The sequence below is a fragment of the Erwinia sp. 198 genome, from assembly GCF_003937915.1.
Lineage (GTDB): Bacteria > Pseudomonadota > Gammaproteobacteria > Enterobacterales > Enterobacteriaceae > Erwinia > Erwinia aeris.
On record NZ_RHUM01000019.1, the window covers coordinates 1 to 12,021 of the forward strand.

General features: G+C 52.6%; 8 protein-coding genes and 2 pseudogenes. 2 read left to right on the plus strand and 8 right to left on the minus strand.

The window, feature by feature from the left end; genetic code table 11:
* Nucleotides 1-119: 119 nt before the first annotated feature.
* From EGK14_RS20155 to EGK14_RS20185, 7 genes and pseudogenes are all read right to left on the minus strand, one after another.
* Entirely contained in the window at nucleotides 120-869 is a 750-nt protein-coding gene (locus EGK14_RS20155) for a DNA-binding transcriptional regulator YciT (protein ID WP_125290873.1), read from the minus strand.
* Nucleotides 870-968: 99 nt separating this feature from the next.
* Nucleotides 969-1,634: pseudogene (locus EGK14_RS20160) on the minus strand (YbiU family protein); the annotation flags it as partial.
* Nucleotides 1,635-2,089: 455 nt separating this feature from the next.
* Nucleotides 2,090-2,659 carry a C40 family peptidase gene (locus EGK14_RS20165; RefSeq protein WP_125290874.1) on the minus strand — a complete coding sequence of 190 codons (570 nt, stop codon included), beginning with the start codon at nucleotides 2,657-2,659 and terminating at the stop codon, nucleotides 2,090-2,092.
* A 249-nt stretch (nucleotides 2,660-2,908) separates the two neighbouring features.
* Nucleotides 2,909-3,154, minus strand: coding sequence for a YmjA family protein (locus EGK14_RS20170; RefSeq protein WP_125290875.1), 246 nt, complete (start codon nucleotides 3,152-3,154; stop codon nucleotides 2,909-2,911).
* A gap of 414 nt (nucleotides 3,155-3,568) precedes the next feature.
* On the minus strand, nucleotides 3,569-5,113 hold the full coding sequence (locus EGK14_RS20175) for a methyl-accepting chemotaxis protein (RefSeq protein ID WP_125290876.1): 1,545 nt from the start codon (nucleotides 5,111-5,113) through the stop codon (nucleotides 3,569-3,571).
* A 287-nt stretch (nucleotides 5,114-5,400) separates the two neighbouring features.
* Complete coding sequence (locus tag EGK14_RS20180) at nucleotides 5,401-6,432, minus strand: methionine synthase (RefSeq protein WP_125290877.1); 1,032 nt, start codon at nucleotides 6,430-6,432, stop codon at nucleotides 5,401-5,403.
* Nucleotides 6,433-6,458: 26 nt separating this feature from the next.
* Entirely contained in the window at nucleotides 6,459-7,436 is a 978-nt protein-coding gene (locus tag EGK14_RS20185) for a DUF1852 domain-containing protein (RefSeq protein ID WP_125290878.1), read from the minus strand.
* A 275-nt stretch (nucleotides 7,437-7,711) separates the two neighbouring features.
* On the opposite strand from EGK14_RS20185, the gene EGK14_RS20190 reads away from it, so the two are divergent.
* Nucleotides 7,712-7,966, plus strand: coding sequence for a GrpB family protein (locus EGK14_RS20190; RefSeq protein WP_125290879.1), 255 nt, complete (start codon nucleotides 7,712-7,714; stop codon nucleotides 7,964-7,966).
* A gap of 62 nt (nucleotides 7,967-8,028) precedes the next feature.
* A complete protein-coding gene (locus tag EGK14_RS20195; RefSeq protein ID WP_125290880.1) occupies nucleotides 8,029-9,042 on the plus strand; it encodes an NAD(P)-dependent alcohol dehydrogenase in 1,014 nt (337 codons plus the stop codon).
* Between the two features lie 395 nt (nucleotides 9,043-9,437).
* Here EGK14_RS20195 and EGK14_RS20200 read toward each other — a convergent pair.
* Nucleotides 9,438-12,007: pseudogene (locus tag EGK14_RS20200) on the minus strand (Tn3 family transposase); the annotation flags it as partial.
* Nucleotides 12,008-12,021 lie beyond the last annotated feature (14 nt).

Sequence of the window (12,021 nt, forward strand, 5' to 3'; positions counted from 1 at the left end):
GGTCATCCCCAGGGTGAGATGCGTCTGGTGAACCGGGTCTTTGAAATGTAAGGTCAGTCGACAACATCGACGGCCGGGTCTCCCCAATCTTTGCAACAAAGCCCGATAAACCCACAGGCTCAGGCGGGACCAATAATGTCCAGACGCAGCCCCTGCGCCTGAAGAATCTCTTTGCAGGTATCGGGTAAATCGGTATCGGTAATGACGTGACTGAAAGGGTGTTCGGGGGCGAGCGGATACGGATGGATCTGACCAAATTTCGACGAATCGGTCAGTGCGATAGTATGTGTATTTTTAGCCACAAGGGCGTTAACGACATCGCAGCGCAGCATATTACGCCCGGTAAAACCGGTCAGCGCGTCCCAGCCATCTATGCCGATGAAGACCTTATGGAAGTTAAGGTGCTGGATACAAAGTCGGGTCAGCGGCCCAACCACGGATTCGCTGCTTTTTTGATACAGGCCGCCAAGAATAATGACTTCTCCCCCCGTTTCCCTGAGCAATCCGGCAATGTAATGGCTGACCGTAATAATGGTAATGTCGCGTCTTTCACTCAGCTCCCTGGCCAGCAGCGCATTAGTACTGCCTCCCTCAATGAAAACCGCCTCTCCGGCATTCACCAGGGAAGCCGCATGCTCTGCAAGACGTTTCTTGACGGCATAGCGGGTGCGCATCCTTGCGCCCACATCATCACTTTCAGGCGCAACGGCCGATCCGTGCACGCGACGCAGAAAACCGCCTTTTTCCAGCACGTTCAGATCCTGACGTACCGTTACTTCGGAAACGCCGGTAATTTGAGAAAGTTCGCTGACGCTGACGCTGCCGCGTTCACTGACGAGCTGGATAATATTCTGATGACGTACGTTCATGGTGCCTGCCGCCTGCCGGTAAGCCTTTTTAGCAAGCTTACCAGAAAGACAGGCCGCTACAAATGCCGCCCGTCCGCCGAAAGCGGATCGGCAGGGGTGTCATTTCAGTCCAGGACTGCGGCGCCCGTTCGCGTTCAGCTTTTCAGGGGTGAAGCAATCTTCCCAGGTGGCTTCATAATCTTCCTTTGGAAAATCGGCGGGCGACTCGCCTGCGCCTGCGCCTGCGCAACGGCGACCGCGCAGACGGCGTGCTTGTCACAGAGAGGTGCGGCCGGGATATACCCGTACCCCTGCTGATCTTCTACCGGGGCGACAGAATGAATAACATCATAATGCCATCAGACTGAATTCTCCGCCTGGCAAGAAGGTATTGTGCACGATCCCTGAATCAGTTCAGGATGCCATTTTTCCGACACGGGCAGCACTTTCCCGGGCGCAACGCCGCACGGCTCTTCCTCCGGGATATCTTTCAGCAGCGGGCGCAACAGCAGATAAGCCATCGCTTCCGGCACCGGCACGACATGCAACAGCCCCTGCCCAACCTGCATATAAGAAGGCGGCGTCCAGCCTGAAAGGTATGAAATGCCGAATATTTTGTTGTGGTACCAGCCTGCTATTCATGAACACCGGTACGCCAGGCTGCGTCCCACGGGGCGTATTTATCAAAACGGTTCGAGAAAATTTGCGGAACACTTTTTGGTGCAACCATCGCTCCAGCGCGCCTGAATCTGTATGCGCAACCTGCTCTTTTGAGATTGTGTCCGGCAGAGATGAGACACCTCAGGGCGGACATGCCGTTTTATGCGTGGGCTATGATGGTGAGAATAATCTTTTCCGCATCCGAAATTGATGGGGAAAGGCCGTTAAATAAAGGTTGTGTCTATATCCCTTATAACTATGTAACCAATCCAGATCTGGCCAGCGATTTCTGGATAATTTGTGGCGTTGAAAAGTAAGGAAAACGCGACTATTGAGCAAGCGGGGTATCTGAATATATTGTGATATTTGCCCCCCGCGCGATCAGATCTAAGAATTTTGACCATTATTGTGCTGTATTAGCTATAACAGATATTTTATGGTGCCACTCGCTAATGTTAACAACCAAAAGCCTGGGCTTTACTATACCGGCCCCGAATTTGCTGCAGCTGAGTCGCAAAAAATAAGGTTTGGACGCCAAAACCAATGGCGATGATTTATCCGCCACAGGATTTGGGTGATCGTTAATTTTTAGCCAGAACGTTCTTGTCGTCTGCTTCATAATTAAATGATATCTGAGCGCCGCGTTCGTTCGGCAGCCTGCGCGCTTCCAGAAATACCGATTTCCAGTAAACGTTATCCAGGGACGATCGCATTACGCCACGGCTGGCCGAAGCGTGAAGAAAATGCCGGTCCGTATCATAAAAGCCTACGTGCATCTGGCGGTTGATACGGAAAAAGACCAGGTCACCAGGCTGCAAACGATCGGGCTGGATACGTTTTCCCATGTGGATCAGCTGGCTGGTGGTGACTCGCTTCATGGGTAAGTTGAACCGGTCTTTAAGCGTTCGCCAGACAAAGCCCGAGCAGTCTACGCCGGAGAGTTCCGTACCGCCCCACTGATAAGGCGTACCTTCCCATGCGTACATCTGGTCATGTAATGCCGCGATAACCGGAATAAGATCGGGTTCGCCAGCGCGATGGGTGGTATTGAGACTATTATCGTTCGCTTCATCGGGCTTATGGGAAGAACAGCCCGCCACAATCATCAGCGCCAAAACCGTTATCGTGCGAAGGGGGAGTAATTGTGGCATCTTTTCCTGTCCGGATCCTGAATTTTAGCCCTGAATAACAGGGTAAATAACGGCTAAATTTGGCTTAATATCATCGGTTCGTTATTGTTATAAATCATTCGTTTTTACTTAAATTTACAGCGCTTTATTTCTTATAAATATTATCACACGGCGGTACTACTTCCCGTTCAGTAAATTTACCTGAAAAGCTTGCTGCCGCTACACATAAGACGACACAGACAAGCAGCCTTAGCGGCTGCTGTGACAAAACTACTCGTTGCCCCACTGATTAAGAAAAGAGGCGATATCGTCGATACGGCTCTCGTTGATACCGGCTTCTTTAGCCATCTCTTTCTGCGCGTCCTCACCGATCTCTTCATTATTTGATAAGCGATCGAGCAGCAGCTGGAAATAGTGCGCCAGAGATTTACGTTCTGCCTCGATCACGGGTGCTGCGCATTCTGTCGAATACTCATCCACGATGTCGTAGTATTTAAGCGGGATTTCATCGTTCATAAGCCACTCCGAAGATTTAATTTAACGTCAATTTTAGCTGCTTTCTGCATCGTCCGGGCCGATTTCATTACTGCTGCCGGACGACAAATGTAAGCATACCGTCACCAGGCACCGGCCTGGTCCGGTCCGGTCCGGTCCGGACAGACTGCCAAGATTAACACGTAGTATCCTGTTTTATATAAATATTACTGTACCCGTCCAGCGTGTATGCCGGCAGTGGCTGTCCGAAACAAGGGTAACCTTGTGCGACCGGCTCCGGTTTCAGGCACGTCCTCTTGAGAGGCGTCATGACCCGCCGTGCACGCAGCTAAAGGAAAGAAGAAAAGCGTTGGGAATTGTTTTTTTCGGCTTTCTGACGTTGAATAGCGAGCCGGCCGGGAGTGGCTTTTTAGCCGACTCCCGGGGCTCTCCTCTTCAGACGCGGAAGGTATCTACCATTCCTCTCAGGGCATGAACCTGCTCCGCCAGCGATTGGGAAGCGGTCGTGGACTCTTCTACCAGCGCGGCGTTGCTCTGGGTTACGCCGTCCATCTGGCCCACGGCCACGGTCACCTGAGAAATGCCCTGCATCTGCTCGTTTGAAGCCAGCGCGATTTCATCCATTGCCTCAGCCAGCTCGCTGACCTTCCCGGTCACGCTCATGATATTTTCCGCAGTGCCGTCGGCCACTACCACACCAGCCTCAACCATGGTCACCGCGTTTTCAATCAGGCCTTTGATATCCCGCGCTGCCGTCGCGCTACGCTGCGCCAGCGTGCGGACCTCGCTGGCTACTACGGCAAACCCCCGGCCTTGTTCGCCAGCGCGTGCGGCTTCAACCGCCGCATTCAGCGCCAGAATATTCGTCTGGAAGGCGATGCTCTCGATGGTGCCGGTAATATCGCGAACCTTCGCCGCGCTGGCAGAGATGTCTGCCATCGTTTCGGTCATCTGGCGCACGTTCTTTTCACCGTGACGGACAAGCTCGGCCGCCTCCCGCGCCGATCCAGCCGTATAAGTGGCGCCCGCCGTGTTGCTTTTCACCGTCGCGGTTAACTCTTCCATGCTCGCGGCCGTTTCCTGCAGCGCAGCTGCCTGCTGTTCAGTACGGGCCGAGAGTTCGGTATTCCCTCTGGCGATTTCATCAGAGGCAAGGGCTACGGAAGCCGAAGCGTCCTTAATCCTTGATACCAGTTCGCCCAGGCGATTCTGCATTCGGGCGAGCGATGCCAGCATGCTGGTATTATCGCCGGGACGAAGCATGATCTGAGAGGTCAGGTCGCCGTCGGCGATCGCTGCCGCCAGTACCTGCGCCTGCACCGGTTCACCGCCCAGCTGGCGCATCAGGATCCGTATAGTCATAAAGCCGGTGCCGCCAGCAAGCAGGACAGATACCAGGACCAGGCCGACCAACAGGAGCCCGGCGCGACGGCTTTGATCGCTGCTGCTTTCCACCGCGCTGCGGGCATTTTGCATCTGCACCTCTGTCAGGGTATTGAGGGCTTCCTGCAGCGACCGCTGCGCCGGGCGAGAGACGGTCATCAGGTAAGTCACGGTCTCCTGCTGCAGATTCTGCAATCCAAGCTGACCTGCCTTTTCAAAGCTTGCCAGCGCCGGCCCTTCTCTTTCCACTATCTTCCGGTACGCCTCCCGTCCCGCCGGTACCGAATCCGTTTCCATCAGCCGACCCAGCTCCTCACGGTTTTTGAGGAACAGGCGTTTCTGGGTCTGCACACGCTCCCATTCGGGCGCCATTTCCTTCGGATCGGTCAGCAACGCCAGGTTTCTCACCGCGATAGACAAATCACGTACGCTGGCGCGCATATCCAGCGCCAGCTGAAACTTTTTCATTTTGACGTTTACCACGTCGCCCATATCGTCCCGGGCGTGGTTAAGAGCATTAATAGCCACGCCGGCGCAAATGACCAGCAGCAGTACCATGAGGCCGAAGCCTCCGACAATACGGGTTGAAACTTTCATGGCAGAATACCGAAAGGCAGATGATTACCGTTTGTATCGTCACAATGAAGAAATTCTTGAGCGTACCGATTAAATTATGTGGTGTATTTCACAGTGCATACGTAAAGATTGCGGACAGGGAGCGGTTACAATCGTCTGAATAATACGGGGTAAACCGGAGACAGCTGGAAGACGTTCTGCCAGGAAATAACGTTGCTGAAAACGGTATTTGTCACTCAGTCCGGCTGGCTTTGAGGAATATGGCTCAATCCGGACTGAGTTTTCAGAAGATTAGCTGGTCAGCAGAGTTACCTGGCTAAAATTTCTCTACGAACGATTTCTGCGCCGGCGCTGAGGGCATTCAGCTTGCCCCTTGCTACCTGACGGGATAAAGGCACCATGCCGCAGTTGGTTGAAGGATAAAGCTTGTCGGCATCGACAAACTGAAGGGCTTTTCGTAGCGTACTGGCTACTTCTTCAGGTGTCTCAATGGCATTGGTCGCCACGTCGATAGCCCCCACCATCACCTTTTTACCGCGGATCAGTTCAATAAGATCCATCGGCACATGAGAGTTCTGGCATTCCAGCGAGATGATATCGATAGCCGACGTTTTCAGCTTAGGGAAAACCTCTTCATACTGGCGCCACTCTGAACCCAGCGTTTTTTTCCAGTCCGTGTTGGCTTTAATGCCGTAACCATAGCAAATATGAACGGCGGTTTCACATTTCAGCCCTTCAACGGCTTTTTCTAAAGCGGCAATTCCCCAGTCATTAACCTCATCGAAAAAGACGTTAAATGCCGGCTCGTCAAACTGGATAATATCGACACCGGCCGCCTCCAGCTCTCTGGCCTCCTGGTTAAGAATTTTGGCGAATTCCCAGGCCAGCTTTTCACGGCTTTTATAATGGCTGTCGTAAAGCGTATCGATCATGGTCATAGGGCCAGGCAAGGCCCATTTAATTGGCTGTTGGGTTTGCTGACGTAAAAATTTCGCATCTTCAACAAATACGGGCTTTTGCCGGGTCACCTCGCCCACGACCGTAGGAACGCTCGCATCATAGCGATCGCGAATTTTGACGATCTGCCGTTTTTCAAAATCCACGCCGCTGAGGTGCTCAATAAAGGTCGTGACAAAATGCTGACGCGTTTGCTCGCCATCGCTGACGATATCAATTCCGGCCTGCAGCTGATCGGCAAGGCACAGGCGGAGAGCATCCTGCTTGCCCTCAATCAGTTCCCGATCCTGTAATTTCCAGGGTGACCAAAGCGTCTCCGGCTGCGCAAGCCAGGAAGGTTTAGGTAAGCTGCCAGCGGTGGATGTCGGTAAAAGCTTTTTCATAAAAATGGCCTTATATCTTCGGTTTATCAAAGAGCGGAATTAGCAGACCATTGCTCAAGAATAGTCTGGTAGGGTTTAATGAAGTGCTCTTCAGTAAACTTCCCCTGCTCAACAGCCAACTGGCTGCGCTCTTCTCGATCATAAACAATTCGGGTTAAAGAATAATCCTGGTGTTTCAGGTCAGGCTGGTACAGCTTTCCTGCTGCGGAATTAGCATTGTAGATCTCAGGACGATAAATTTTTTGAAAGGTTTCCATCGTGCTGATCGTGCTGATAAGCTCAAGGTTGGAGTAATCGCTGAGCAGATCGCCATGAAAGTAAAAGGCCAAAGGCGCAACGCTGTTAGGCGGCATGAAATAACGCGCCTGCAGCCCCATTTTGGCAAAATAGATGTCGGTCAGAGAAGGTTCATCCTGCTGATATTCAAAGCCTAACACGGGATGCTGGTTCGTTGAGCGGCAATAGGTATTTTTGGTTGAAACGCTCAGGCAGATAACGGGCGCTTTATTAAATTTTTCTTTATAGACCGCCGAACTTACGAAACGTTTAAATATATTGCCATGCAGCTCGCCAAAATTATCCGGGATAGTAAATTCGGACCGGCCTTTATTGTGCTCCGGCAGCCATACGCTAAAGTCGTAATCGCGTACGTAAGAGGAAAAGTTATTGCCTACGATGCCATCGATACGTTCATTGGTGCTTTTATCAATGATGGTAGGTTTTAATATTTCAATCACCGGAAAGGCATTGCCTTTAACTTCAACATTTAACTCGGCGGAAATAATTTCAAGCTCAACGGAATAGCGATCGGCTTTGGGATTATCCCAGTGCGCCAGCGCATTGAAGCGATTATCGATCATTACTAAAGCGTTAAGCAGGTTCTCCTGACGTTTCTCACCTCTCGCCAGATTGGCAAAATTGGTGGTGATACGCGTATTCCCGGAGGGGTTATAGTTTTCGTCGAAACGAAGGCTTTTAATGGTAAAGGTAAACGCTTTATTCATGGCCGTCTGGTATCCTGGTTTGTTATAAATCTGATTTATTTGTTGCCTTTCAGGGCACCCCAGATTTCATATTATCTAAAGTTATTAACAATCCATACTTTATGCCTGAGTCGCTGGTTGAGGAAAAGTGATTTGTTTTCAATGAACATGAATCTTCTTCATGATCGAAGCTGAGACAGGACTACCGTTGCACAAACATCTCTGTCAAAAAGGAGCCACGGCTGGCAACCCGCCTTCAGGCTAAACTGATATCCAGACAATGGGGAAGGGCAAACATGCGAAAAGCACCGATTGTTGCTTATGACCGGCAGTGGCCTGCACTCTATGAAGCGGAAAGCTTGCTGCTTCAGATAACGCGGGGTAACATTACTTCGCAAATCCCCTATATTAACAGCGCGTCGGTACCGGGTTTATCCACAAAACCCGTTATAGATATATTGCCGGAAGTGGTCGGCCTGAACGCTCCGGACAGCCTAAACGCTTTTTATAATTCCACTCTGTGTAACAAAATACCCTCTTCAACAGCGTGACCCTGCAATTATGTTTAAACTGGGTTATCACATAAAACGCATGCCCAAACAGGAGATCCCTGATGAAAGCACTACAGCTTAAAGCCCCCGGCGGCCTGGATAACATTATCGTGTCAGATATTGACGATCCGGGCAGGCCCGGCAAAGGTGAAATTCGGGTTGCAGTTAAAGCCAGCTCGCTAAACTTCCATGATTTAATCGTTGCAACCGGGCAGTTTCCTACCAGAGATGGTCGCATTCTGCTGTCAGATGGTGCGGGAATAGTAGAGGAAGTTGGAGAAGGCGTTGAGGCGTTTAAAGTAGGCGAACACGTGATCTCTACGTTTTTCCCCAACTGGCTGGCAGGCAAGCCTGTGCCCGCCGTGGGCGGCTTTACGCACACGCCCGGCGACGGTGTTGATGGCATGGCAAGTGAATACGTTGTACGTTCGCAAAACGCCTTTACCCACGCGCCGAAGGGATGGAGCCATACAGAGTCCGCCACCATAACCACCTCGGCTTTGACGGCCTGGCGGGCGTTGGTAACAGACGGACATCTTAAAGCAGGAGAAACAGTGCTGGTTCAGGGAACCGGCGGCGTCTCCGTCGCTGCTTTACAGATAGCTAAAGCAATGGGGGCCAAAGTCATTGCTACCTCTTCCTCTGATGAAAAGCTCGCCTTTGTCCGCAAACTGGGCGCTGATGAAACTATCAATTACAGAACAACGCCAGGATGGGGAGATAAAGTTCTTGAGCTGACCCAGGGGTTTGGCGTAGACCATGTGGTTGAAGTAGGGGGGCCGGCAACCCTGAATGAATCCCTGAAATCGATCAAAGTAGGCGGCCATATTGCGCAGATTGGTATCCTTTCAGGCGATGAGGCCGCCTTGTCTGTCCTTTCCCTTCTGGCAAAGCAGGTGCAGATTAAAGGCGTGATTGTGGCAAGCCGCCAGGAGCAGTCTGATTTTGTCAAAGCCCTTGAGATAATGAACAGGAAGCCGGTGATCGATCGTGTTTTCAAATATGAGGAGCTTGGCGAGGCTTTCTCTTATCAGCAAAGCGGCGCTCACGTGGGCAAAATCTGCGTTGAGTGGTGACATTGCTGGCCGTAAGGCAGCCATTTCCTTACGGCCGTCGTCCGAAACACTGACTGATGCCGTCAGCTAATGCGGGCGCTCTACGAGGACAGACCAGGCTTGTCGCCGCACAGAGCAGGGAACGCCGGTAGCCTATATCGGGTGCGGCTTCCGCAATGAGTGCAAAAACCGCACTGAAGATCGCCATTCCCCCTGGCTGGGACGTATCCCCTATAACCGACTGATTACTGAGGCATGCGCAGGGTATATTGAGAATGACACAGAGGTGGAGCTGGAGAATCCGGGTAGAGAAATTGTTGCCGACAATGTAAGGGCCAAACTTTCTCCCGGACCGGTTGATGGCGATCGGAAAGCCCTTGGCAAAAGCCTGTCAGAAAATAATCTCGCTGGCAGGGAGAAAATAGCACTACCGCATTCGTCACCAGGCCCAGCGCACCAAGCTGATCTTCCTGTCCCTCACGGTAACGTTTTCTGATTTCACCACGCTGCCCATATCAGATGGCCCTGGCGACGGCATGTCGGCCTTCTCCCCGGTTGAGCTGCGTCAGGATCCGCCGGCGGTAATCCTCATCATCAATATAATGAAGGAGGTACAGCGTCTTGTTGACCCGCCCTACTTCCATGATCGCCTGCGCCAGCGCCGATGGACGGGAACTCCTGAGCAGGGAACGGAGCCGTTCCGATGCATGGATGGTGCCCAGCTTCAGGGAGCCGGATGCCCGCATCATTTCATCCCAGTGATTTTCAACCTTCGGCAGTTCCACGCATCCCCGGGCCAGTTCATCCAGTGCGCCGTAGTGGGCATTTTTGTCGAACCGCCAGAATACGGCTTCTCCGGCATCCGCCAGCCGGGGCGAAAACTGGTATTCCAGCAGCCAGAACAGGCCAAAAATAATATCGCTGGTTGCTACCGTATCCGTCATTATTTCAACCGGATTCAGCCCGGTCTGCTGCTCCAGAAGACCTTCCAGTACAAAAATAGAATCCTGCAGTGTCCCCGGTATGATGATGCCGTGAAACCCGGAATACTGATCGGAAATGAAGTTATACCAGGTAATCCCCCCGCCCTGAACCAAAGTATTTCCGGTCAGGTCCGGCGTTGAGGGTTTTAACCGGCATAACAAAGCGCATGCCATCGGCTGAAGCCACCTCGCCGCCACCCCAGCGACCGGCCAGCTCCAGCGTGGACTGAAAATCAACCAGCCGGGCGTTGGCGCTGACAAGCGTTTCAGCCCGGAGGTAAGTCTGCTTCACCCAGCTGAGCCGGTGGCGGGTCAGCGCCGGTATATTGTGTTTTATCAGTGGTTCATGCCCGATGTTGCAGGCCTCGGCCAGCAGAGCGGCACACAGACTGATATGCAGATCTTTTGCTCTGGCCTCTGATTCACTGACGTGCGTAAACTCACGGGTGAAGCCTGTTCTGGCATTGATCTCAAGCAGCAGCTCGGTGAGATCCACGGGCGGAAGAAGTTGTTTCACCCGGCTGCTCAGTTGCGTCAGCGCGGACGGCTCATCGAGCTTTTCCAGACTGCCTATGGTCAGAGAGGGGTATTTACCTTCATGACACATGTTCACGGCCTCATTGCTGTCAAAGCGCGCAGACACGGCTTTCCAGGTTTCGTCCTGCTGGTTCGCCAGCTGCTCTGCGGCGGTTCTGCCATCAGTGGGGTGTCCAAGCGCACGACAAACAGCGATTCGCTGAGCCAGCCATTCTTTCCTCTGAAGCAGCTTCTGACGCGGATCGCCCCAGCGCTCACTGTTTTCCAGCCAGATATCCCGGCGACGCAGTGAATCCTGAAGGTGCTCCAGCAGGCACAGTGAATAACCGGCGCGTTGAATCCGTCCCTCCGTATCATAAACCAGGCGTTTCCAGGGGCCGGTAATGATGCGCTCAGGTGCATCATCAAGGATACGTTTTTTCGAACCGTTCAGTTCTGTCAGGTAATGGATAGCCGCCAGAGTATGCTTACCGCCAGGCACGGCCCGAAAGTGAAGATCGCGCAGAAGTGCAGGCAGGAAATGCTTTACGCGTCCATACTGCTCCACCATTTCATCATGGAAGTTGTTGTCCTGCGGTCGGGCGAGTTCGTTAACTTTATCAACAGACTCCGCAAGCCTGACGACCGGCACACTGCTGAATATAGTCTTTCGCAGCGTTTCATCATCCGTGTTTTCGTCAAGCGGAAGTGCACAGGCCCTCGCCAGAAGCAATGCAGCCCGGTCAGATCTTTCAGCGTCCTGAGCCGCTTTTTCTGCCCTGTTTTCTTCGCCACGCGGGTAATGTCCAGGATCAGCATATCAAGCACATCAACGGCGTCGTCCAGTGCGGCTATTTCCTGCGCTTTAACAAACGCGGTCAGAACGGCCAGACGTCGTATTTCGGGCATTCTGGCGATATACCTTGCTGACGCCATTCCCGCATAGCGGGCCAGATTACGCAGTTGTATGGCCGGGAGACCGTCAAAATCCAGCCGTGAAAACTCAAGATTCCTCAGGCGGTATACCGTTCCAGTGCCTCTGTAAAAGACGGGCCACTTACCGCTACAGGACCTTTTCGCCATTGCTCCATCACCAATATCCGCTGTCCTTCCGGGACCTCCAGTAAGCCAGCCAGTTGTGCTGTCTGCCGGCTGTCAGGCAGCGACGCCAGCTTTCTCCACGGGCGACGATTAGCCCGTTCCCTTACTTCACCAATAATCCTTGTCAGCGTAGAGGCGGCGGGCAGCAACACTTTGTGCTGAAGCAGCCATGCTGTGGCAAAATCAAACATCAGTCCGGGACGCTCATTGCTGAGCCATGCCCGGGTGTACAGCAGACGTTTAAGCCTGAATGCCCAGGGAAAATAGCCAAAATTATGATAGCCGTAATGCTGTCTGATAAGCGCATGGTGTTCCCGGCGTGTATTTTCCCTCAGTGCGTAACGGGACAGGACCTCCGGTCGGGGAATACCTAACTGGGTAGACACATAGCGCCGTACGC